General features: G+C 62.1%; 20 protein-coding genes. 9 read left to right on the top strand and 11 right to left on the bottom strand.

Annotated features, from left to right (window positions below; all coding sequences use genetic code 11):
• Positions 1–107 precede the first annotated feature (107 nt).
• Both ACY8D3_RS17940 and garD read left to right on the top strand, forming a co-directional pair.
• Complete coding sequence (locus ACY8D3_RS17940; protein WP_462380169.1) at positions 108–1,151, top strand: LacI family DNA-binding transcriptional regulator; 1,044 nt, start codon at positions 108–110, stop codon at positions 1,149–1,151.
• Between the two features lie 259 nt (positions 1,152–1,410).
• A complete protein-coding gene (gene garD / locus ACY8D3_RS17935; protein ID WP_462380168.1) occupies positions 1,411–2,967 on the top strand; it encodes a galactarate dehydratase in 1,557 nt (518 codons plus the stop codon).
• A gap of 863 nt (positions 2,968–3,830) precedes the next feature.
• Here garD and ACY8D3_RS17930 read toward each other — a convergent pair.
• The gene (locus tag ACY8D3_RS17930; RefSeq protein ID WP_462380167.1) at positions 3,831–4,565 is read right to left on the bottom strand and encodes an SDR family NAD(P)-dependent oxidoreductase; all 735 of its coding nucleotides are present in this window, start codon (positions 4,563–4,565) and stop codon (positions 3,831–3,833) included.
• A gap of 187 nt (positions 4,566–4,752) precedes the next feature.
• Between ACY8D3_RS17930 and ilvA the strand changes: the two genes are divergently transcribed.
• The gene (gene ilvA / locus ACY8D3_RS17925; RefSeq protein WP_462380166.1) at positions 4,753–6,267 is read left to right on the top strand and encodes a threonine ammonia-lyase, biosynthetic; all 1,515 of its coding nucleotides are present in this window, start codon (positions 4,753–4,755) and stop codon (positions 6,265–6,267) included.
• Between the two features lie 80 nt (positions 6,268–6,347).
• On the opposite strand, the gene ACY8D3_RS17920 is transcribed toward ilvA, so the two are convergent.
• Genes ACY8D3_RS17920 through ACY8D3_RS17905 form a run of 4 tightly spaced genes read right to left on the bottom strand, consistent with a single transcriptional unit; the run spans position 6,348 to position 11,000 of the window.
• Entirely contained in the window at positions 6,348–6,821 is a 474-nt protein-coding gene (locus ACY8D3_RS17920; RefSeq protein ID WP_462380165.1) for a response regulator, read from the bottom strand.
• Positions 6,818–9,142, bottom strand: a complete 2,325-nt coding sequence (locus ACY8D3_RS17915) for an ATP-binding protein (RefSeq protein WP_462380164.1) — start codon at positions 9,140–9,142, stop codon at positions 6,818–6,820. Before ACY8D3_RS17915 ends, ACY8D3_RS17920 begins: the two co-directional genes overlap by 4 nt.
• The gene (locus tag ACY8D3_RS17910) at positions 9,139–9,816 is read right to left on the bottom strand and encodes a response regulator (RefSeq protein ID WP_462380163.1); all 678 of its coding nucleotides are present in this window, start codon (positions 9,814–9,816) and stop codon (positions 9,139–9,141) included. The genes ACY8D3_RS17915 and ACY8D3_RS17910 overlap by 4 nt, the downstream gene beginning before the upstream one ends.
• A complete protein-coding gene (locus ACY8D3_RS17905) occupies positions 9,813–11,000 on the bottom strand; it encodes a GAF domain-containing sensor histidine kinase (RefSeq protein ID WP_462380162.1) in 1,188 nt (395 codons plus the stop codon). Before ACY8D3_RS17905 ends, ACY8D3_RS17910 begins: the two co-directional genes overlap by 4 nt.
• 156 nt (positions 11,001–11,156) lie before the next feature.
• Between ACY8D3_RS17905 and ACY8D3_RS17900 the strand changes: the two genes are divergently transcribed.
• Positions 11,157–11,684, top strand: coding sequence for an SgcJ/EcaC family oxidoreductase (locus ACY8D3_RS17900; protein WP_462380161.1), 528 nt, complete (start codon positions 11,157–11,159; stop codon positions 11,682–11,684).
• Positions 11,685–11,697: 13 nt separating this feature from the next.
• On the opposite strand, the gene ACY8D3_RS17895 is transcribed toward ACY8D3_RS17900, so the two are convergent.
• Entirely contained in the window at positions 11,698–12,825 is a 1,128-nt protein-coding gene (locus tag ACY8D3_RS17895; RefSeq protein WP_462384429.1) for an MFS transporter, read from the bottom strand.
• 83 nt (positions 12,826–12,908) lie between these two features.
• Positions 12,909–13,565 (bottom strand): histidinol-phosphatase, encoded by a 657-nt coding sequence (locus ACY8D3_RS17890; protein ID WP_462380160.1) that lies wholly within the window; start codon positions 13,563–13,565, stop codon positions 12,909–12,911.
• Positions 13,566–13,734: 169 nt separating this feature from the next.
• Between ACY8D3_RS17890 and ACY8D3_RS17885 the strand changes: the two genes are divergently transcribed.
• Complete coding sequence (locus ACY8D3_RS17885) at positions 13,735–14,214, top strand: RNA pyrophosphohydrolase (protein ID WP_462380159.1); 480 nt, start codon at positions 13,735–13,737, stop codon at positions 14,212–14,214.
• Positions 14,215–14,223: 9 nt separating this feature from the next.
• On the top strand, positions 14,224–16,503 hold the full coding sequence (ptsP, locus tag ACY8D3_RS17880; protein WP_462380158.1) for a phosphoenolpyruvate--protein phosphotransferase: 2,280 nt from the start codon (positions 14,224–14,226) through the stop codon (positions 16,501–16,503).
• Positions 16,504–16,536: 33 nt separating this feature from the next.
• On the opposite strand, the gene ACY8D3_RS17875 is transcribed toward ptsP, so the two are convergent.
• A complete protein-coding gene (locus ACY8D3_RS17875) occupies positions 16,537–17,286 on the bottom strand; it encodes an NRDE family protein (RefSeq protein WP_462380157.1) in 750 nt (249 codons plus the stop codon).
• 157 nt (positions 17,287–17,443) lie between these two features.
• Between ACY8D3_RS17875 and ACY8D3_RS17870 the strand changes: the two genes are divergently transcribed.
• The 3 genes from ACY8D3_RS17870 to ACY8D3_RS17860 all read left to right on the top strand — a co-directional run bounded on the left by ACY8D3_RS17870 (position 17,444) and on the right by ACY8D3_RS17860 (position 19,920).
• On the top strand, positions 17,444–18,226 hold the full coding sequence (locus ACY8D3_RS17870) for a sulfite exporter TauE/SafE family protein (protein ID WP_462380156.1): 783 nt from the start codon (positions 17,444–17,446) through the stop codon (positions 18,224–18,226).
• A 9-nt stretch (positions 18,227–18,235) separates the two neighbouring features.
• On the top strand, positions 18,236–19,051 hold the full coding sequence (gene lgt, locus ACY8D3_RS17865; RefSeq protein WP_462380155.1) for a prolipoprotein diacylglyceryl transferase: 816 nt from the start codon (positions 18,236–18,238) through the stop codon (positions 19,049–19,051).
• 74 nt (positions 19,052–19,125) lie between these two features.
• Complete coding sequence (locus tag ACY8D3_RS17860; RefSeq protein WP_462380154.1) at positions 19,126–19,920, top strand: thymidylate synthase; 795 nt, start codon at positions 19,126–19,128, stop codon at positions 19,918–19,920.
• Between the two features lie 1,082 nt (positions 19,921–21,002).
• Here the strand turns inward: ACY8D3_RS17860 and ACY8D3_RS17855 are convergent.
• The 3 genes from ACY8D3_RS17855 to ACY8D3_RS17845 form a co-directional block, all read right to left on the bottom strand.
• Positions 21,003–21,419, bottom strand: coding sequence for a response regulator (locus ACY8D3_RS17855; RefSeq protein ID WP_462380153.1), 417 nt, complete (start codon positions 21,417–21,419; stop codon positions 21,003–21,005).
• 111 nt (positions 21,420–21,530) lie between these two features.
• The gene (gene pncA, locus ACY8D3_RS17850; RefSeq protein WP_462380152.1) at positions 21,531–22,196 is read right to left on the bottom strand and encodes a bifunctional nicotinamidase/pyrazinamidase; all 666 of its coding nucleotides are present in this window, start codon (positions 22,194–22,196) and stop codon (positions 21,531–21,533) included.
• A gap of 55 nt (positions 22,197–22,251) precedes the next feature.
• Positions 22,252–23,631: a GTPase/DUF3482 domain-containing protein gene (locus tag ACY8D3_RS17845; RefSeq protein WP_462380151.1), complete on the bottom strand. Its 1,380-nt coding sequence runs from the start codon at positions 23,629–23,631 to the stop codon at positions 22,252–22,254.
• Positions 23,632–23,642: the final 11 nt, after the last annotated feature.

The following is a 23,642-nucleotide window of genomic DNA, read 5'->3' as shown; positions in this document are numbered from 1 at the left end:
CCCTTCCTGCTGATCCTCCTTCCGCGGAGGACGCGCCTTCCCGGGATGGCTGCATGAGGTCGGTTGGGCCGGTAAGATGAGGTTCTCTTACCGACCCAGCGGCCCACATGGCAAAGAAATCCGGCAAATCCAGTCTGCCTGTCGATCGTGGCGTTACCGGCAGCCCTACGCTCATCGATGTCGCCAAGGTTGCTGGGGTGTCGCCCATCACCGTATCGCGCGCGCTCCATCGTCCCGAGATTGTCAGCGAGGCAGCTCGGAAAAAGGTGCTGGAGGCGGTGCGGATCACCGGTTACGTTCCGAACATGCTGGCCGGTGGGCTCGCGTCCAACCGTAGTCGGCTGGTTGCCATCTTCGTACCCACCATTGCGCACTCGATCTTTGCCGATACCGTTCAGGCACTCATGGACCGCCTTACCCTGGCGGGCTACCAGAGCATGATCGGCCTGACAGGCTACTCGGCCGAACAGGAAGAGCGTTTGCTGGGCGCTGTCCTGGGGCGAAGGCCGGACGGCATCGTCCTCACCGGTACGCTGCATACCGAGCAAAGCCGAGAACGCCTTGTTCAGGCCGGAATTCCCGTTGTGGAAGCATGGGACCTCAGTAGCCAGCCAATTGATATGCAGGTGGGCTTTTCGCACGAGCAGGTTGGACAGGCCATGGCAGACCATCTGGTCGACAAGGGCTACCGTCGCATTGCCGTGATCTCTGTGGACGATGCGCGTGCGTTGCGGCGGGGCAGGGCGGTCGTCGATCAATTGCACGCGCGCGGCGCCAAGGAAGTCCCTTTTGCTACGCTCAAGGCGCCCGCGACACTGCTGAGCGGCCGCGATGGCCTGCGTCAGTTGCTTGACAGCGGTGCCGAGCCCGACGCGATCGTTTGTAGCTCCGATACCGTTGCGCAGGGTGCATTGGCAGAGGCGGCGAGCCGCGGCATTGCCGTCCCGGATTCGCTGGCCATCCTTGGCTTCGGCGATCTGTCCGCGGCTGCGCATGTTCATCCACCCCTATCGACGGTCAGCGTCGACGGCACTCGGGTGGGAACGCTTGTCGCAGAGGCCCTGCTGCAGCGTTTCAACGGTGACGCCACGTCATCCGTGCCGCTGCGCCATGACACCGGTTTTCACATTATCGACCGCTCGACCACCTGAACAGGCTGTGCAAGGGTTTTCGTCAGAGCGATCTTGAATGATTGCGCAATCAGAGTAAGCTCGCCGTGTTGAGTTACATGAGCAGCCAAGATTTAGATCTGATTGATTGCGCAATCATCGAACCTTGATGCTCCGCCACATAAGAAGGACGGCAACGTGAACAGTGGATCCATTGTCATCCTGCCCGTATTGCGTACGCCGTCTACACCGGCAGGCGCACCCGCTTCAGCCTGATGCGATAACAAAAAGGAACACACTCATGCAGTTGATCGAACACCAGGATTCACCCCGTTACATCCGGCTTCATCCAGACGACAACGTCGCCATCGTGGTGAATGAGCAGGGCGTGTCGGCGGGCGGGCAATTCCCGGACGGGCTGGTTACATTGGAAGCCGTGCCGCAGAGCCACAAGGTCTCGCTGGTTGATATTGCCGAAGGCGGCGCCGTGGTGCGCTACGGCACGGTGATCGGCTATGCACTGAAGCCCATCCCGCGTGGCGTCTGGGTCACCGAGCAGCTGATCAACATTCCGGATGCACCCGCACTCGACGATCTGCCCATGGCGACGCTCAAGGCGCCGACACCCGAACCGCTCGAAGGGTATACCTTCGAAGGCTTCCGCAACCCGGACGGCTCGGTCGGCACGCGCAACATCCTGGGGGTAACCACCACCGTTCAATGCGTGACCGGCGTGCTTGACCATTGCGTCGAGCGTGTACGTAAGGAAATCCTGCCGAAATACCCGAACGTCGATGATGTGATCGCGCTGACCCACAGCTATGGCTGTGGCGTCGCGATCAACGCACCGGATGCCGTGGTTCCGATTCGCACCTTGCACAACATCAGCCGTAACCCCAACCTGGGCGGCCAGGCGCTGGTCATCAGCTTGGGCTGCGAGAAGTTGCAAGCGAGTCAGTTGATGCCGGGTGATGAACTCACCAGTGGCATGGACGAGGAAGACTGGCTGTTCCGCCTGCAGGATTCCAATACGGGTTTCGTTGGGATGGTCGAGCAGATCATGGAGATGATCGAGGCGCGGCTGAAGGTGCTCAATGAGCGGCGCCGCGAGACATGCCCGGCGTCCGAGCTGGTCGTTGGCATGCAGTGTGGCGGCAGTGACGCCTTCTCGGGCGTTACGGCCAACCCTGCGCTCGGCATCGCCGCGGATCTGCTGGTGCGCGCGGGTGCGACCGTGATGTTTTCGGAAAACACCGAGGTGCGCGATGGCATCCATCTGCTGACGCCGCGCGCTGCGAACAAGGACGTGGCCGAAGCACTCGTCCGCGAAATGGACTGGTACGACCGCTATCTCGATCGTGGCCGTGCTGACCGCAGCGCCAACACGACGCCTGGCAACAAGAAAGGTGGGCTGAACAACATCGTCGAGAAGGCGATGGGGTCGATCGCGAAATCCGGCTCCAGCCCGATCGCCGGTGTGGTCGCGCCTGGAGAGCGGGTGCGCGGGAAGGGGCTGTACTACTGTGCAACGCCGGCCAGCGATTTCATCTGCGGCACCTTGCAGCTGGCTGCGGGCATGAATCTGCACATCTTCACCACAGGCCGGGGTACGCCGTATGGCCTGTCGATGGTGCCGGTAATCAAGGTTGCGACGCGTACGCAGCTGGCCGAACGCTGGCCGGACCTCATTGACGTCGATGCGGGCCGGGTGACGTCGGGGCGGTTGTCGCTGGATGAGTTGGGCTGGGAGATATTCCAGCTTTATCTCGATGTCGCGAGTGGGCGGAAGCAGACGTGGGCTGAGAAGCATCGGCTGCATAACGATTTGACGCTGTTCAATCCGGCGCCGGTGACGTGATCGGTTAGCGGTGAGGGTGGGGTTTAGCCCACCGAGGTCCCGTGCCGACGTGGGCTGTAGGGCGGGTGGGGCGCGCGGGTGTTTTGCGCCGAGGGGCGCGCCTTGGGTAGGGCGGAAGCCCGAAGGCTTCTACTTTGCTATGGCTCAGGTGAAACTTCGGTGTCGCTGTAGATCGTAAGGTGGGCTTCGTCCTCGGATGGCGCTGGTTCCGGGGCTGAAGCCTATCCATTACCGCGTCGCTTGGACGCTCGGATTTCGGCCCTTACGGCCGAGTTACCTTTTCTTGAGCGGCCAAGAAAACCTAACCCAAAAGAAGGCCGCCCCGACATACGGCCCTGCACTGCGCGTTGCTTCGTTTCGGGTTCCTTCGCTTCACCGCCGCTCCGAGGGCCCGCGCCCACGGGCCGTCCTGGCCCGTCGTCGCTCTCGCGGCATCCATGCCGCTCAACCGTCTACGCAACGCCTACGCTCAGCCTCCTGACAGGGCCCCATTACGCGGCGTCTGTACTTGCGCGGCTCCAGGGTGAAAACGGCAGAGACTCTTCATTGCCGCTCTTAGCATTGAAGGGTAGGTTAGCGACGCGTAACCCACCGAGCGATTGGTGCCGAAGCGGGTAGCTCTCGTCGTGCGCTCAACAGTCGTACAGGCAACGCCGTTATGGTCAGGCACTCGCCCCGAGGTGCGTATTGCCCGAGGTAAACCGTGAAAGCCCTTCGGGGATTCCACCCTACGGATCTACGGTTGTTCACGGCCGTAAGGTCCGAAGCCCAGACGCCCAACCAACCCGGTGACAGATGGACTTCGCGTCCAGGCATAGCCTTTGGCGGACTGTAGCCTGCCTCACCGTTCGAGCTCCATCCGCCTAAACGTGCTGCCCGCCGTTCACATGAACCTCCGCCCCATTCACATACGACGCGCCTGAGTTGCACAGGAAATAAACCAGCGACGCCACTTCCTCCGGCTTGCCGAGCCGATGCATCGGGATGTCCCGCTCGACGATCTGTTCCGTGCCGCTGGAAAGAATGGAGGTGTCGATCTCGCCCGGGGCGATCGCGTTCACGCGTATGCCGTGGCAGCCAAATTCGTGTGCCATTTCTCGTGTCAGCGCCGAGAGTGCGGCTTTGGAGGCGGCATAGGCGCTACCGGCAAACGGATGAACACGGGAGCCCGCAATCGACGTCACGTTGATGATGCTACCGCCCGCCAGCTTGAGTTCGTCGAACAACCCGCGGGCGAGCAGGGCGGTCGAGAACAGGTTGACGTTGAAGACGCTGACCCAGGTGGCATAGTCGCTCTTGAGCACGCCCATCCTTTCGCCATTCTCGTCCTTGGGCGACATACCGGCATTGTTCACCAGCGCATCCAGCCGGCCGCCGATCTTTTCGCGGATCAAAGGCAGGGTTGCTTCCACTTGGTCGATATCTTCCAGATCCAGGTGGATATGGTTCAGCAACCCTTCTGCCCACGGGCATTCGGCTACCCAATCGTGACGGGATGCGGTGAAGACCTGCCACCCGGCCGCGTTGAAGTGCTTTACCGTTGCATGACCAATCCCGCGGCTCGCGCCCGTCAGCAAGATCTTCTTCTTTTGTTGCATGCATGTGCCCTCGGCTGCGAACGACCTCCCACCAATCTACACGTAACCAAGGTCGGTGCGACCACGCCGATCCAGCCGCCGACAGGCGTTCGGACGATTGCCGGTTTGGTAGGCCCATTGCCGTGGCCGCTCAACGCTTGGGGCGTTACACTCGCTGACCCCATTCGACCGAACCGCAGTGCCTGCCATGCTCGAACAGTACGTGAAGAAGATCCTCACCTCGCGCGTCTACGATGTCGCCGTGGAAACCCCGCTGCAGCCAGCGCGTCAGCTCTCGGAGCGGCTGCGCAACGAGATTCTGCTCAAGCGCGAGGATCTCCAGCCGGTCTTTTCGTTCAAGGTCCGTGGCGCCTACAACAAGCTGGCGCAGCTCAGCCCGGAAGAGCTGGCGCGGGGTGTGGTGACCGCTTCGGCCGGCAACCATGCCCAGGGCCTTGCGCTCGCTGCTCGCCAAATGGGCGTGAAAGCCACCATCGTCATGCCGCGTACCACGCCGGAGCTCAAGGTACAGGGCGTACGCTCGCGCGGCGGTAAGGTCGTGCTGCACGGCGATGCGTTTCCCGAGGCGCTGGCGCACTCGCTCAAGCTGGTCGAGGAGAAGGGCCTCGTCTATATCCATCCCTACGACGACCCCCATGTCATCGCCGGGCAGGGCACTGTCGCGATGGAAATTCTCCGTCAGCACCAGGGGCCCATCGATGCGGTGTTCGTCCCCGTCGGGGGTGGTGGTCTGATTGCCGGTATTGCAGCGTACGTCAAATACCTGCACCCTGAGACCAAGGTCATCGGTGTCGAGCCGGACGACTCCAATTGCCTGCAGCAGGCGATGGCAGCCGGTGAGCGGGTGGTGTTGCCATCAGTGGGATTGTTCGCAGACGGTGTAGCGGTCGCGCAGATCGGCCAGCATACGTTCGAGCTGTGCCGCCATTATGTGGATGAGGTGATCACTGTCAGCAGCGATGAAATCTGCGCGGCGATCAAGGACATCTATGACGATACCCGCTCGATCACCGAGCCGGCCGGTGCATTGGCAGTTGCCGGCATCAAGCGGTACGTCGAGCGTGAAGGGGTGACCGGCCAGGTGCTGGTCGGCATCGACTCGGGGGCGAACGTCAACTTCGACAGGCTGCGCCATGTCGCCGAGCGGGCGGAGCTTGGTGAAAAGCGCGAAGCGATTATCGCGGTGACCATTCCGGAGCGGCCAGGCAGCTTCAAGGCGTTCTGCGAAGCCATCGGCAAGCGCCAGATCACCGAATTCAACTACCGCTACCACACCGATCGCGAGGCCCACATCTTCGTGGGGGTGCAGACGCATCCGGAAAACGATCCGCGCGATACCCTGGTGGCCAACCTGCGGGAGCAGGGCTTTCCAGTGTTGGACCTCACGGACAATGAGCTGGCCAAGCTGCACATCCGCCATATGGTCGGGGGGCATTCCGAGGCGGTCAGCGAAGAAATGGTGCTGCGTTTCGAATTCCCGGAGCGGCCGGGTGCATTGTTCAACTTCCTGACCAAGCTCGGTGGCCGTTGGAACATCACCATGTTCCATTACCGCAACCACGGTTCGGCCGATGGTCGCGTGGTTGCCGGTATGCAGGTGCCCGAAGAGGAGCGCCATCTCGTACCCATGGCGCTGGAGCAGATTGGCTATCCCTACTGGGACGAGACGAACAATCCGGCCTACCGACTGTTCTTGGCATAAGCGCAGACGCAGCGGGGTGTGGCAAACGGCCCTCTGCCGCTGCCTGCCCCGTCTCTCGCGGCGTCATGGCATGGGGCGTATCAGTAATTACCGGCCCGCTGCGCTGCCAGCGGCAGCAGGATCGCTTCCAGATCATCCGTCGATAATCGACTTCGCAGGGCCTTGTAGAGCGCCCGTGTCTCCAGCAGATTCCAGATCCGTAGCATCGTCTCGAGTGCGTCGAGCGGTTTGCTGATGAAGTCCTTCGCGCCAAGCGCCAGGGCGCGCAACCGCGTTTCCCGCGTCACGTCCGCCGTAAGCACCAGAATGGGCACGTAGTCCGTAGGCGGAATACGCCGATTGAGCTGCTCGAGCAGGGCGAAGCCATCGAATTCGGGCATGTGCAGGTCAAGGATCACCAGGTCCGGTTCGAAGCCGTTGTACAGGCTGAGTGCTTTGGTGGGCTGGGTGCTGCTTAGGACGTTAGTCAGTCCTTCCCGGGCGAGCAGTTGCTCGACCAGTTCCAGGTTAGGACGCTGATCGTCAATCACGAGGATGCGGAAGTCGTGTGTCATGCAGGCTCCGGCAGATGATGGTCCAGAAGCGCCAGGAACGCCGGGACGCGAAGGGGTTTGGTGAGGGTGGCCTCGGCGCCTGCCTCGAGCAGCGCGCGGTCAGGCGTAGGGCAGGCGTCCGTCGTAATCACCAGAACTGGAATATGACGCGTGGCGGCGTCTGCCTTCAGGCGCTGCAGTAGCTGGATGCCAGGCATATCGGGCAGCTGGGCGTCGAGCAGTATGAGATGAGGACGGTGCTTACGCGCAAGATCCAGCCCCAGCTGGCCCTGCATGCTGGACAGCAGGTGGATGCCGTCGCGTCGCTGGACGAGGGTTTCAATGAGCGAAAGGCTGGCGAGGTTGTCCTCGATGCACAGTACACGTCGTTCAGCGTGCCTGGACGATGGAGCCGGCAACGAACCGATTGGAAGAACGGTCCTGGGCCCAGCGTCTGCCGGGCGCGCCTGGAGTGGCATTGCAGGCAGCGTAAAGCTGAAGCGGCTGCCGACGCCCGGCTCGCTGGAGGCGGTCAACTGTCCATCCATGGCCTGGAGCAGGCTTCGGCTGAGGGCCAGTCCCAGGCCGGTGCCTTCGATACACGGGTCCGCGTCCAGGCGTTCGAATGGCGTGAAGAGTCGCTCCATGCTGGCTTGGCTGATCCCCGGCCCGGTATCGGTCACGGCCACTTCGACACGACTTCCACGGTGCGCCACTTCAATCCGCACGGCGCCGCCGGGCCGGTTGTACTTCACCGCGTTGGACAGCAGATTCAGCAGTACCTGGATCAGCCGCTGGCGGTCAGCACAGACGCCCGTGACCTCCGGTACGTCAGGCAATGGCGCCAAGGTGATATTGGCTTCGTTAGCCAGGGGGGAAATCAGCGTCATCGCCTCGTGGAGCATTGCCTGAAGGTCGATCACTTCCAACGAAATCGGTAGGCGGCCGGCCTCGATGCGCGCGATGTCCAGTACCTCGTTGATCAGGTTCAAAAGGTGTTCACCTGCGCGCAGGATGTGCGTGACCTGCGGCCGCGGCGACTCCAGGTCGAGCAGCTGTGCAAAGCCGAGGATGGCATTGAGCGGCGTACGCAATTCATGGCTCATGCGTGACAGGAACTCGCTCTTCGCCTGGCTGGCCTTCTCAGCGTCCTCACGTGCAGCCTGAAGTTCGATCTCCGCCGCCCGTCGATCGGTGATGTCGCGGGTAATCTTGGAAAAGCCGCGCAGCGTGCCGCTGGCATCGTACTGTGCGGTGATCAGCACGTTCGCCCAGAACCGTGTGCCATCTCGGCGCTGCCGCCAACCTTCCTCTTCATACCGGCCTTTCTCCGCGGCCATGTCCAGGGCATTGCGAGGATGCTCGGGGCATTCCTCGGGCGGGTAGAACAGCGAGAAATGACGCCCGATGATTTCATGCTCGCTATAGCCTTTGATACGCTCGGCTCCGGCATTCCAGCTCGTCACGCGGCCATCCGTATCAAGTGCGAAGATCCCGTAATCACGCACCCCTTCGATGATCAGGCGCAGCCGCTCTTCGTTGTCGCGCAGGGCGCGCTCGCGTTGTGCAAGCCGTTCGCTGGCTTCCTCCAGGCTGGCGCTGAGCCGGCCGATCTCGTCATGACCGGGCTGGCGAGGCTCCAGCGGTTTGCCCAATGCCAGGTGCCGCGCATTGCGTTGAACGAGATGCACCCGGCTGACGATCCCGCGCGAGAGCAAAAGGACGGCGACGATTGCGCCCACCAGCCCGCAGAACGCTGCAAGCATCGTTGCGAGCAGCAACTGCTGGCGCCGGTCGGCGGCCTGTGAGGTGCGCTCGGCAAGCAGCGCGTCTTCCCGGATACGCATGTCGGCGATCTCGCGCCGCAGCTCATCGAGCGTCTGCTTGTTCTCGATCAGGATCGCTGTCAGCCGCTCCGGATCCTGCTGCATGTCGCCTTCCCTGAGCACGGCCAGGCCATCGAGCTTGTGGTCGATCAGTGGGCGGATCCGCTCCAGGTGACTACGCACATCCGCGTCGCGGATGTTCTTGTCGAGCCGCTCGAGCGCGGCTTGTATGTGCGGGATGGAGGCGAGGTAACTTGGCAGGAAGTCGTCACGGCGGGTCAGTAGATAGCCTCGGACACTGGCGGCGCTTTCAGCCAGCGAGGTTTGAACGGCCTGGATATCACCCTGGACCTTGAGTACGCGACGGACGTCGGCCTCGGCCTGGGCGCTCTGGCGCTCGGTGCTATAGATCAACACCAGCGACAGCAGCAGGATGACCAGTGGCAGTGAAATGACCACCAGCGCCTTGCCACGCAAGGGAAGGTCCGCCCAGCGCTCATGGAGTCTGTGCTTCACACGGGCGGCTCCGGCCAGGCCGCATCCGGCGGCGCAACCAGGCCGAGGGCAATGCCGCGAACGGCTGCCTGAGTACGGTCGGCGACACCGAGCTTGCCGATAAGCCTTTCCACATGTGCCTTGACGGTGCCGGCGGCGATGCCCAGCTTCTCGCCGATCTCACGGTTGCTGAACCCGCCAGCGACCAGGCCTAGCACCTGCCGCTCCCGGTTGGTCAGCGCCGCGCTTGGTGGCGCACCGCTGCTGGTCCGGTCGGCGATGCGACGCAGCAAACGGGCGCTGACTGCACTGTTCAGGGCCTCTTCGCCTGCGGCAACGCGCTGTAGCGCACTGATCACTTCCTCGCGTGTCGCATCCTTGAGCAGATAGCCTACGGCGCCGGCGGCAATCGCGGCTTCCAGATGTTCAGGGCTGTCATACATCGTGAACATCACCACCTTGAGCGTCGGCTGGCGTTGCTGCAGCAGACGCGCCACGCCGAGCCCGTTCGTGCCGGGCATACGGATATCGATGATGGCGATGTCAGGGTTCAGGGACTCGCAGAGTCGCAGGGCAGTATCGCCGTCTGGCGCCTGGCCTATCACTTCGAACGCATCGCAGCCTTCGAGCATCGAGATGAAGCCGGCGCGGGTGACTTCATGGTCATCGGCGAGGACCAATCGGAGTGGGGTCATGGCGTCTCCGGTCTGGTCAGCGGTAGTCGGGCAACGAGGCGCGTCCCACGTCCTGGCTCGCTCTGGCAGGCGACGCTGCCGCCGAGCAGGGTGGCGCGTTCACGCATGGCTGCAAGGCCTAACCGATGGCCGCCGGAGGCCGCTGTAGAGGTTTGGTAATCGAAGCCATGGCCGTCGTCCTGCACGCGCAGCGCAACGTCGGTTTCATCAATGGCCAGGCTCAAGCGGACATGGCATGGGCCGGCATGTTTGAGCACGTTGTTGATGGCCTCCTGAGCGATTCGAAAAAGGGTGATTTCCGCGTCTGGGAGCAGGCGGGCATCCGATAGATTCTCCCAGGTCACGCGCAATCCAGCCTCCCGCAGGCGGTCCGCTTCACGGTCGAGCGCATGAGCCAATCCAAAATCATCGAGCGATTGTGGACGCAGCCCCGCGATTGCCTGTCGCGTTTCCCGAACGCAGCGCTGGGCCAATCCAAGAATGGCATTGAGCGCCTCGCCTTGGGCGGTGGATTGTGGGGGGTAACGGCCGGCGTATCCCTGCAGATGTTGGTGAAGGCCGGCAAGGGTTTGGGCAACGCCGTCGTGCAGATCGTAAGCGACGCGTCTGCGCTCATCTTCCTGCGCTGCCATCAATCGGTGGACCAGTTCGGACATGGTCCGCTCCCGGGCTCGCAAATCGCCCTGGAGGCGCTCGTTTTCCAAATGGGTCGCCAGTACGGTGGCCAGGAGACGAAGTGATTCGAGGTCCTCTGCGTCCGGCGGATTGATCGGCTCGTGGCTTGCGACCAGTACGACCCCGAATGGCTCACCCGTCGCACCGCTCAGCGGAAGCTGGAGCAATACGGGTAACGCGGCGTCGGCCCGCTGGGCGCAGCATGCCTCACGTATGGCACTGATATCGGGGCTAAGGGCTGCCAGCCATGCATCAGGCGAGGTCGGGCCGAAGTGCGCAACGACTTGCCTGTCCCGCCCATGCCCATCCCATCGCAGCACGGCACCTCGGTCCATCGCGCAGAATGCGGCTGCCCGCCGCATGACCTGAGCGCACATGGCATCGGGAGGCAAGGACGGCAGCTCCCGGCCGGTGTCGACCAGCAGGCTCAGCCGGGCTGCGCGGCTTTCCCATTGGCGATATTGATTACGCAGTGCGAGCGCATTTTCGGGTGGCTGAGATAACGGCATGGTCCAATCGTAGGCGCAGGGTGGGGTTCATTAAAACGGGTTTAAGGACAGGCGCCCTATCTGCCGATCGGCATAGGCGGGTATCGCCACTTGGCCGATGGCGCGCGATCCAGGGGGCGGCACAGTACCGATGTCACCTGTATGGAAAGCGATGCCATGAAAAAACCCACCCTTGCCCTCGGCCTACTGTTTGCGCTTGCTTTGCCAGTGGCCTCTGCCGACCAGCCGGCCAGTCCCTTTATTTATGACGAAGTTGCCGAGGCACCGAGCAATGCCCAAGACCGCGAAATTGCCGCCCTGTTCGATGAGTGGAACAAGGCACTGCAGACCGGAGATTCCGCGAAAGTGGCGGCGCTCTACAGCGGTAATGCGGTCCTTCAACCCACGGTGTCCAACCGCGTCCGTACGACGAACGCCGAGATCCAAGACTACTTCGATCACTTCCTGCCGCTGAAGCCGGTTGGCGAGATCAACTACCGTGAAATCCGCAGGCTCGGGCCGGACGTCGCGCTCGACAGTGGCGTCTATACCTTCCACCTCACCCCAGCGGATGGGCCTGCCCAGAGCGTCCAGGCGCGCTACACGTTCCTGTATTCACGTGCCGGCGGCGAATGGCGGATTCTCAACCACCATTCCTCCGCGATGCCTGAGGTCCTTCCGGCGCAGGCGCAAGCGGCTCGATAAGCCCCGCTATAGCTCAGCGAGGCGTGGCTGGGCGGCTCAACCAATAGCCGCCCAACCCGAGCAGCAGGAGGCTACCGCCACCATAGAGCAGCCCGAACCCTCCCGTCTGATGGAGGAGGAAGTAGGCGAGAATTGGCCCCGCTGCTGCGCCGAGATCCTGCCCTATGGAGTAGCGTGTCATGAAGCCAATGGCACCCACATGCCGCGCCGTGTCGGCGGCTGCGGCGTCGGCGAGTGTGGTCAGCGCAGTTGAGGCCAGCAGCAGGACCAGCGTGCAGACAAGCCAGAGCCCGAGCGGCATACCCATCGCCATGGGTGCAAAGCTGGCGGCGCCTACCAGAAGCGCGACGATGAGGTAGGGGCGGCGTCCTATCGGGCCGTCCGACCAGTGCCCGAACAGCGTGCCCAGCCAGGGTTCCCATATCCAGCGTATGGCTTGCAGCATGCCGGAAAGGGCTGTTGCGCCGATCACGAAGCCAATCAGGTCCAGTGTCGTGCCGTACTGGTGGGCGATGAGCGCACTGAAGGTCGACGTGAATACGCCCGGGATGAGTAGTGAGATGCCGACGCCGGTGAGGAGGATCGGCCACTGTGACATCGGGGTGCGTCGTGTAATGGTGTGCGTCGATGTCGGCGCGGGTGCATCCGTTGCCGGCGGGAGCCTGAATCCGAGCAGGATCAACGGAACACCGAAAAGCGTGAGTATGCCGAACGCCCACGCCAGCGCAGGCAGGCCCCACACAACTACCAGAACCCCGCCCACGAGCATGCCGACCAGGCTACCCAACCGATAGAGCCCGTTATACAGGCCCATTACCCGTCCGCGCTCACCCTCGTCGGCGCAGCGCACCACGGCCGCCAGCCCGCCGATACGAAACAGTGACCAGGCGACGCCCCATATGGAGCGAAGGATCAGCCAGGCGATGAAGCCTTGCGCGAAGCCATAGCCCAGTGTGCTGATCGCACCGAGGATGACCGCGATCAAGAGGCCCGTGCGAAGCGTTATGCGATGGTAAAGCCTGCCGATCAGTGGATTGATGGGCAGGCGGACGAAGCGGTTGACTGCGAGCAGTGCGCCGACTTGCCAGAGGGAGTCGAGCCCCACTTCCTGCCAATAGACGGGCAGGGCGATGTAGAGCATCGAGTCGCCCAGCAGGGCAAGCCCCGTGGCCAGGGCGACAACAATGACCGCCCGGTTTCGGTTCTCGACCTTCGGCGCGGCGTTCAATCGCGCAGGCTGATGACAGGCCAGCCGCGCTTTTCGGCCTCGGCCCGGAGTTTTTCGTCCGGGTCCACGGCAAACGGGTGAGTGACTTTTTCCAATAGCGGGAGGTCATTGTGCGAGTCGCTGTAGAAGTAACTGCCTTCGAGCGTTTCGCCATGCTCGGCCATCCACCGCGCCAGGCGGGTGACCTTGCCTTCCTTCAGGCACGGTATGTCAGTCATGCGACCGGTGTAGCGCTCGCCATCCATTTCGCATTCGGTGGCGATCAATGTGTCGATACCCAGGCGTTTCGCGATCGGCCCGGTAACGAAGCGGTTCGTGGCGGTAATGATCACCAGCTTGTCGCCCGCATCGCGGTGCTTGGCGACCAGGGCTTCACCTTTGGCCAGGATGATGGGTTCGATGCATTCGGCCATGAATTCCTTATGCCAGGCGTCGAGCTGGGCGCGATCGTGGCGTGTCAGGATGTCCAGCGTGAAGTTGAGGTACTCCTCGATATTGAGCTGGCCGGCGAGGTAGTCCTGGTAGAACGCGTCATTGCGGGTCTTGTAGGTGACGCTGTCCAGAATGCCGCGCTCGCAGAGCCAATCGCCCCAGGCGTGGTCGCTGTCGCCTCCAAGCAGCGTGTTGTCGAGATCAAAGATCGCCAATGGCACGGTTCGGTACTCCCGATAGATGAACGAAATAAAAGGCGGAACGAAGGGTGGAAATCGGTTAGCGTAACGCCTTTCGAGCAGCCTGCCCATCGGGCCCGCAAGCGGGTTTGCCGGTGTCGCGACTGTTGTGGAACAATGCGGAAACATGCGTTTACGAGGGGGGAGCGCCGTGATCGATGCTGATGGTTTCCGTCCGAACGTGGGCATTATCCTCGCCAATGACATGGGCCAGGTGATGTGGGCACGCCGGATCAACCAGGACGCCTGGCAATTCCCGCAAGGCGGCATTCACGACCGTGAGTCTCCCGAAGAAGCCCTTTACCGCGAGCTCAACGAAGAAGTTGGCCTCGAAGCCAGTGACGTTCGTATCCTGGCGTGCACCCGGGGCTGGCTCAGGTATCGGCTCCCGCAGCGCCTGGTCAGAACCCATAGCCAACCGCTTTGCATCGGTCAGAAGCAGAAGTGGTTTCTGCTCAAGCTCGTCGGTGACGAGCAGCGCGTTCGCATGGATGTGACCGGCAAACCTGAATTCGATGGCTGGCGCTGGGTCAGCTACTGGTACCCTCTCGGGCAGGTCGTTACCTTCAAGCGCGAGGTTTACCGTCGCGCGCTGAAGGAGCTGGCGCCTCGCCTCCCCGTAGCGAACTGAGACCCGAGCATGCTGAGTACGCTGCGCAAGATCGTCCAGGAAGTTAACTCCGCCAAGGACCTTACCTCGGCGCTGGGCATCATCGTGCAGCGCATCAAGGAGGCGATGGGCAGCCAGGTCTGCTCCGTCTACCTGCTGGACCCGGAAACGGGCCGCTTCGTCCTCATGGCCACCGACGGCCTCAACAAGCGTTCGATCGGCCGTGTGAGCATGGCCCCGAGCGAGGGCCTTGTCGGTCTCGTCGGCACACGCGAGGAGCCGCTCAACCTCGAAGACGCCGCCAGCCATCCCCGTTATCGCTATTTCGCCGAAACCGGTGAAGAGCGCTATGCCTCCTTTCTGGGTGCACCGATTATCCACCACCGCCGCGTGATGGGTGTTCTGGTCGTCCAGCAAAAGGAGCGTCGCCAGTTCGATGAAGGTGAAGAAGCCTTCCTGGTGACGATGAGCGCACAGCTCGCCGGCGTGATTGCCCACGCCGAGGCGACAGGTACCATTCGCGGCCTGGGCCGGCAGGGCAAGGGTATTTCCGAGGCGCGTTTCGTGGGTGTTCCGGGCTCGCCCGGTGCGGCGGTCGGTACGGCACTGGTCGTTCTGCCGCCTGCGGATCTGGAAGTGGTGCCGGATCGCCACGTTACGGACATCGACGCGGAACTGGCTCGATTCCAAAAGGCACTCGAAGGCGTGCGCGCCGATATGCGTCTGCTGTCCTCGAAGCTGGAGACCCAGCTCCGCCCCGAAGAGCGCGCGCTGTTCGATGTCTACCTGATGATGCTTGACGATGCGTCGCTCGCCGGTGAGGTCACCAAGATCATCAAGGGCGGCCAATGGGCCCAGGGCGCGTTGCGCCAGGTGGTTACCGAGCACGTCAAACGTTTCGAGCTCATGGACGATGCCTACCTGCGGGAGCGGGCATCGGACATCCGGGACATCGGCCGCCGCCTGCTTTCCCAGTTGCAGCAGGCACACCAGACGGCGCTGACCTACCCTGACAACACCATTCTCGTCAGCGAAGAGCTGTCGCCGACCATGCTGGGCGAAGTCCCGGAAGGCAAGCTGGTCGGTCTGGTGTCCGTGCTGGGCTCGAGTAACTCTCACGTCGCCATTCTCGCGCGTGCCATGGGCATCCCGACGGTCATGGGTGCCGTGGACTTGCCCTACTCGAAGATCGACGGCATCGACCTCATCGTCGACGGCTATCACGGCGAAATCTTCACCAACCCGAGTGAGCTGCTGCGTCGGCAATACGGTGACATGGTCGAGGAGGAGCGTCAGCTCAACCGCGGCCTGGATGCGCTGCGTGCCTTGCCATGCGAGACCCTCGATGGGCATCGGATGCCGCTGTGGGTCAACACCGGGCTGCTCGCCGATGTGGCCCGGGCCCAGGAGCGAGGCGCTGAAGGGGTCGGGCTGTATCGGACGGAAGTCCCCTTCATGACCCGGGAGCGTTTCCCGAGTGAGAAGGAGCAGCTGGCGATCTACCGCGAGCAGCTGGCCGCATTCCATCCGCTGCCGGTCACGATGCGTACCCTGGATGTCGGTGGCGACAAGGCGCTGTCCTACTTCCCCATCAAGGAAGAGAACCCTTTCCTCGGGTGGCGCGGTATCCGCGTGACGCTGGACCACCCTGAGATCTTCCTCGTCCAGGTACGGGCGATGCTCAAGGCCAGCGAAGGCTACGACAACCTCCGTATCCTGCTGCCAATGATTTCCGGCACACACGAATTGGAAGAGGCGCTGCACCTTATCCACCGCGCGTGGGGTGAGGTTCGAGACGAGGGCGTCGATATCCCGATGCCGCCTGTAGGCATGATGGTCGAGATACCCGCAGCGGTTTATCAGATCCGCGAATTGGCGAGCCAGGTTGATTTTGTGTCCGTGGGGTCGAATGACCTGACGCAGTATCTGCTGGCCGTAGACCGTAATAACCCGCGCGTCGCAGACCTCTACGATTTCCTCCATCCGGCGGTGCTTCACGCCCTCCGGCTGGTCGTCCAGGGCGCACACGCCGAAGGCAAGCCGGTGAGCATTTGCGGGGAGATGGCCGGTGACCCGGCGGCGGCCGTGCTGCTGATGGCGATGGGATTCGACAGCCTGTCGATGAACGCCACCAACCTGCCGAAAGTGAAGTGGATGTTGCGTCAGGTGAGCCTGTCGAAGGCGCGTGTGCTGCTTGAGCAGCTCATGACCATCGACAACCCGCAGGTTATCCATAGCGCACTGACATTGGCGTTGCGCAACATGGGGCTTGGACGTGTGATCAACGCTGGCGGCAGCGGCCAGGCCTGATCATTCACATCAGGCCATCCAAGGGCGCGGCGCCTAGCGCCCGACCCAGGTGACGATACCCGCCGTTTTGCCTTCCCTATCGAATCGTCGCTCCTCCACATGGCAGGTGCCGTCGGCATGGCGTTCTACCACAGTGCTTACGCGCGTCCCGTAGTCAGGGCTTACGATGAAGGTGCTGCCCACCAAGCGTTCGAGTTGCAATGACACGCCCGTCTTTGGAAGCGCTTCATCAGGCGGAACGGTTCGATCCGCTAGCAGTGCGAACAGAGCATCGGTCGATTCCATCCGCCAGGCATCCTTGAACGCTGACTTGCTGCGTGCAAGCTTCGGCCATGGGGTGTCCAGGTCTGCGTTCGAAACGCCGTACACGCCGGGGGCAAGCTTGTGTGGCGTACCGGTTTGCGCGTTGAGGTGCCAGAGCGACTCCCGGTCACCGACCAGTAGATTGAAACCGGAGTAGTCGTCGAGGCGGCTGGCTACGCCCTCGAGATAGGCGTCCGGGCTCCTTGCGCCAGCCAGATACGCCGAGGCCAGCTCGCCGCGCGAACGCGTGCCGACAGGCTGTAATGGATCACGGATATTGGTCAGTGCGGCGAAGCGACCGCCGCTACCGATGCCCATCCATGTACCGCCCGCCTCCAGGTCGCGCCCGGCGTGAATGTTGGGCAGGTCCGGCCAGGCACCGAACGGGCGCGCGGGGCGCGCATGAAACTCGTCTCGGTTGGCAGCGACCACCAGCGGTCGTGCGGCATCGAGCTGCCAGGCGAATACGATCAGGCACACGGTGCGATTCCTCCATTCGAGTACAAGTCCAGACGGTAACAGGTTCGGCCTTGCGCAATCGTTAGCGCTGGCATACGGCGAGCTGAACGAACGCCTGGTGGGCGTGCCGCTGCGCCTCGAAGTTCGCTAGAATCCTGCTTTTTCTGCGGACCGGTCCATGGAGTTTCTTACCTACCTGGTGCTGGGCGCCTGCGCTGGCGTGCTTGCCGGTCTTTTCGGCGTCGGCGGTGGGCTCATCATCGTTCCAGTCCTGATCTTTGGTTTCACGGCACACGGGTTCGCGCCGGAAATCCTGACGCAGCTGGCTGTCGGCACTTCGCTCGCCACCATTGTCTTCACCTCCATCAATGCGATCCGTGAACATCACAGGCGCGGCGGCGTGCGCTGGCCGCTGGTCCTGTGGATGACGGTCGGCATTGTGATCGGCAGTGCGCTTGGCGCCCTGACGGCTTCGAAGATACAGGGGCCGCTGCTGCAGAAGATCATCGGCGTATTCGCACTATGCATGAGCCTGCAGATGGTGCTGGATTTCAAACCCAAAGCCAGCCGAGACGTGCCCGGAAAACCTGGGCTCATAGGCGCGGGAACCGTCATCGGCTGGGCGTCGGCGATCTTCGGGATCGGCGGGGGCTCACTGACCGTCCCGTTCCTCGCCTGGCGGAGTCTTCCCATGGCGCACGCCGTCGCTACGTCCTCGGCATGTGGCCTGCCGATCGCCATTTCCGGTGCGCTGTCTTTTATCGCGGTCGGCTGGCATAACCCGCAGCTGCCCGAGTACAGCCTGGGTTTCGTCTATTTGCCCGCCTTGGCAGGCATTGCCATCACGAGCATGTTCTTTGCCCGTTTTGGTGCCCGGCTGGCGCACCGCTTGTCACCGCGCCTGCTCAAGCGTCTCTTTGCCTTGCTGCTGTTCGCAGTAGGGCTCAATTTCCTGATTTGAGGATTCATCATGCTGCCTTATCCGCAGATCGACCCCGTCGCGTTAGCCATCGGGCCGCTGAAAATCCATTGGTACGGCCTGATGTACCTGATTGGCATCGGTGGCGCGTGGTGGTTGGCTTCGCGGCGTCTGCCCAGATTCGCACCCGAATGGTCCAAGGAGAAGCTGTCGGACCTCGTATTCTGGGTGGCGCTTGGGGTCATCGTTGGCGGGCGCCTGGGTTACGTGCTGTTCTATGACTTGCCGGCCTACCTCGGCAACCCCGCCCTGATTCTGGAGATCTGGAAAGGGGGGATGTCCTTCCACGGTGGCATGATCGGGGTGCTGCTGACTACATGGTGGTTCGCCCGACGTAACGGCAAGAGCTTCTTCGAGCTGATGGATTTCATCGCGCCGCTCGTTCCGATCGGCCTGGGTGCCGGGCGGATTGGCAACTTCATCAATGCTGAGCTTTGGGGTAAGCCGACCGATCTGCCATGGGCAATGATCTTCCCGCCGTTCAGTGACCCCCAGCAGCTGCCGCGTCACCCCTCGCAGCTGTATCAATTCGCGCTGGAAGGTGTCGCGCTGTTCGTCATCCTTTGGTTCTACTCTCGCAAACCGCGCCCGACCATGGCAGTCACCGGGCTGTTTGCCGTGTGCTACGGCATCTTCCGGTTCATCGTCGAATTCGTCCGCGTGCCGGACGCGCAGCTTGGCTACCTCGCCTTCGGCTGGGTGACCATGGGCCAGATCCTGTGCATCCCGATGGTCCTCATCGGCCTGGGCATGATGGCGTACGCCTACAAGCGTGGTGTTTACCTGCGCGTCTCGGAACCCCAGTGAACCGGTCGGCGCCGCGATTTGAGTGAAGCGCGGCGCCTCCCTACCATGCCTCCAGAATTCTGTTGAGCTTATCGATGAAACAATACCTCGACCTCATGCGCCTGGTGCGCGAGCAGGGCACGTTCAAGTCCGATCGAACCGGCACGGGCACCTACAGCGTGTTCGGCCACCAGATGCGATTCAATCTGGCCGATGGCTTCCCGCTCGTTACCACCAAGAAGTGTCACGTCCGCTCGATCATCCATGAGCTGCTGTGGTTTCTCAAAGGTGACACCAACATCCGTTACCTCAAGGAAAACGGTGTTTCGATCTGGGATGAGTGGGCGGATGAAAATGGTGACCTGGGACCCGTCTACGGTTACCAGTGGCGGTCCTGGCCTGCACCGAACGGCGAAAGCATCGACCAGATAACCGGACTGTTGGAGGCGATTCGGCGCAACCCGGATTCGCGACGACTAATTGTCTCGGCGTGGAACCCTGCGTTGGTGGATGAGATGGCGCTGCCTCCTTGTCATGCACTGTTCCAGTTCTATGTGGCCGACGGCCGTTTGAGCTGTCAGTTGTACCAACGCTCGGCTGATATCTTCCTAGGCGTACCGTTCAACATCGCCAGCTACGCGTTGCTGACGCTGATGGTTGCCCAAGTGTGCGACTTGCAGCCTGGCGAGTTCATCTGGACAGGCGGTGATTGCCATCTGTACGCCAACCACATCGAACAGACCGACCTTCAGCTCACCCGCGAGCCGCTGCCACTGCCTACGATGAAGCTCAATCCAGCGGTGAAAGATCTGTTCGCGTTCACCTACGAGGATTTCGAACTCGTGGGTTACGAAGCCCATCCCCACATCAAGGCCCCTGTCGCCGTCTAACGTCCCTTCCTGCTGATGGACCGATGCGCTGGCTTGGCGCATCGGTCATCTCCGCTGCACCTTTCCTGCCGCTACCTTCATGTCCACTTGCCGGACCGCCCGCCAGCGTTCAACGCATCCGACCTCCTCCTTTTGCGCCTGCCTCAAACCGGCTGGGTAGAGCGGCGCGTTACCGGTATCGCTTAAACGCTCTATCGGCTCATAGAACGTAACAATAGCCGGGTATCACGGTAACAACCCCGCAACATCTTATGGGGCTCGGGTAATCGATGTTTTTCTAAGTTACTGAAAAATAAGTATTTATTAAAGTTGGCACGGCGTCTGCTTTATTACGAGCACAACAACAAAAACAAGCAGCAAACGACAATAAGAACGAGACGAAACGGCTCCAGCATAATAAAGACAACAGGCGGAGACGCAGCTAACTGATCTATTTGGAGATGTTCACTTCGAGGGGTTCTCCCCACGACCTTGGCAAAGAACAAGACTGCTAAGAGCAGCTCAGGCAAGTCGGAATGAAGGGTTCAGCGTTCAAACAAATCCGTTAACTACTGACTCCCGAATGGGAGGGTCGGCAACAACAAGAACAAATGGCCGGCGAGACGTCGATAGTGACGAAGAGAAAGGGGGAAGCTTAGGCTTCCCCCTTTTTTGTTTCTACGATCTGCGGACCTGGTGGGCCACCTTGGGTGGCGATCAAAAAAGCTGTTTCTCCTTCCTTCCATACAGCTTCGCTACGAACCGTGCCGCCTTGTTCAGCGCACGTGTTTGCGCGGTTTCCCATCGTCCCTATGGAAACTTTTATGTGGCAATTGCGGCATATTCGAGGTGCCTCGGAACCGTTGCCATCGAAGAAGGCGCGCCGTGATCACGCCACTCCATGAAACTACGGCTTGGTCATGAGATCGAGTAGGCGATGGATTCCGGCAGGCTGATGCGTGGTGTACGTCACGCCTGAATGCAGGAAGGGACCGTGAGCATAGCCGTTCCACCATTGAAGCCGCACCCGTAGCAAATCCGGGCGCATAGATGCCCAAGGCAGGCGGCTCCGTCGTGGACGAAGCCTTGCGAGGCGGTTTAGGTCAGTTGCTGCTGGGTACGGCCGAGTACGCGACGCCCGATACAGAATCGAGCAGTTGGCCAATCGACCACGGCTTCGGTAGGAAGCGAACCTTGTAGCGAATGCTGGCGGTGGCGGGCGTCTCGTAACCGGACATCACGATGATCGGGATCTGCGGATACTTTTCAGCCACCAGATTGGCCAGCTGGGCACCGTCCATCGAGCCCGGCATACGGATATCCGTGATCAGCACATCAATATCTTCGACATGTTCGCCCAGATAGGCCGCAGCGGAATCCGCATTGTCCATGGGCACCGCCGTCATGCCTTCCCCTTCTAGGATCTCGCATACGAATTCGCGAATGACCGGTTCGTCGTCCACAACCAGCACCGAGGGCGCAGTGCGGTTGCCGGAGGCGGTCGAGGAGGTCGTCAGCATGTACAAGTCCTTTCTAATCTTTCCACGTCTTGGGTTGGAGGGACGCGCCCATACCTAAATTCTGTAGCCAGGCGTGCCGGCCGACGAATGGTGCCATTCGCCATGAATACCTCAGTCGCGCGGCCTAGCGTGACGGGTAGGGGGTAGGAGCGTATCGCTGTGTATCAGTTGGACACCGGCGTTGCGCATATCGTGCCGTGCCGCTTCAACAGAGCCTGCAAGATCAATGGCTCGGCAAGCATCCTCGACGACACAGGTGTTGAAGCCTCTCGCACGGGCGTCCAGCGCTGACCATGCAACACAGAAATCCAGCGCCAGCCCACACAAGTAGACCGTCTCGATACCCCGCTCGTGCAGATAGCCAGTAAGCCCGGTGGGCGTGGTGCGGTCGGCCTCGAGAAAAGCCGAGTAGCTGTCAATCTGCGGGTTATAACCCTTTCGGATCACGAGCTGAGCGTGCGGAACGTGGAGATCACGGTGCAGCGCCGCGCCTTCGCTGCCCTGAATACAGTGGTCCGGCCAGAGCGTCTGGTCGCCGTACGGCAGCGCGATCCGCTCGAAAGGTTGTTTGCGGGGGTGCTCGCTCGCAAAGGACACATGCCTCTGCGGATGCCAGTCCTGAGTCAGCACGACATGCGTGAATTCGGCAGCCAGTGCGTTCACCGTTGGCAGAATGGCGTCCCCGTCCGGGACGGCGAGTGCGCCGCCGGGCATGAAGTCATACTGCATGTCGATGATGACCAGCGCGGTCGAAGACCGGGTGAAACGTGGATTCATGGCGCGCTCCCTGACGATAGATGCATGGGTTGGGGTGTCTACGAACCTGGGCCAATCACGTGTCCGCGGCAAGGGCTTGCGCCAGCTCGATGATCTGCTCGCGACGTTCGCTGTGCTCCAGGCGAGCGCCGGGATTGAGTGAAGACCATTCCGGGTGCGCGCGCGCCCTACGGACTGCCTCTGGCATCTTGCCCTCCCGCCACCGATCTTCGCCGGGCTCCTCGAGCTTCAGCCGCTGTACCGCCGCATGGCCTCGCGCGACCAGTGCCTCCAGAAGCTGGCGCTGGCGCACGGCGAGCAGGCGAATGACCGCATCATCCACCGTCAACTCACGTTCGCCGCGCAGTTTGCCGAGCAATCGGCTTCCATAAAGGCGTGCTGTCTGGGCGCCACCGCCCGCCAGCGCGCCGAGTACAGTGGCTGCACCCAGGGTCAGGCCGCCGACCATGAGGTCGATGCCCGCACCCGCCGCTGCGCCCGCCGCGAAACCGCCGCCCACCTGAACGCCCAGCTGTCGTAGCGTCTCTGGATTGAACAGGTCATCACCCCAGCGACCGTTCAACAGGGGCAGGTCCTCAGCCGACGCATCGTCCAGTCTGAACGCGTAGAGCCGCAGCAGGGCTTCCACGCAGCGTTGTTCACGCTGGCGCACGGCGTCACGCAGAGCACCGATTGCGGCGCGCTCCTGCTCGGCCTCGGTCGCTACACTGCGCCGGCAGGCGGCTGCATCGATCAACAGCTCCGCGATCAGTCGTTGGCCTTCCCGCAGCCGGGTGGCCGCCTGCGCTTCGTGGTCGACGATCAGGCGTTCGAGCTGGGGCCGCGCTGTCTCGATGAGTAACGCCAGGCTCTCGTACAAGCGCCGTTCACCGTCGAGCGGCGGTGCCACGCTGTCGAAACGTACAAGCGCATGCAAACCGAGGCGGGCCATGGCATCGCGCCATTCGGCTTCGCGGGTCTCGGCGGCAACGAAATTGAGCACCGGCAACAGCGGCTTGCCGCAACTGGCCAGGACTTCCAGCTCATCCCGATATTTCGCAAGCACCGGCTCGCGCGCGTCGATGACATAGAGCCCTGCGTCGGATGCCAGCAGCTGGCGCAGAACCTTGGCTTCCTGCTCGAAACGTTGCCGTGCTTCGCTGCTGTCGAGAAACCGTGCGATACGCGCCGGCCCGTCCAGGCGCTCGCCGGGGGCCTCCAGCCGCTCGAGATAGTCGAGCAGGGCGATGGCATCCTCGAGGCCTGGTGTGTCGTACAGTTCGAGCATCGCCTCGCCATCGACGGAGAGCCTCGCACCTTCTACGTGTCGCGTTGTGCTGGCGCGGTGTGATACTTCGCCGAAGCCAGTGTCACGGGTCAAGGTACGCAGCAGGGAGGTCTTACCAACATTCGTATGACCTACCACGGCAAGTTTCAGAGGGCGGCGCGAACTCATGATTGCCTCCG

This window comes from Pseudomonas sp. Marseille-QA0892 (genome assembly GCF_054950135.1).
The sequence above is the reverse complement of the archived record's forward strand: the minus strand, read 5'-3'. Positions and strand labels throughout refer to the sequence as shown.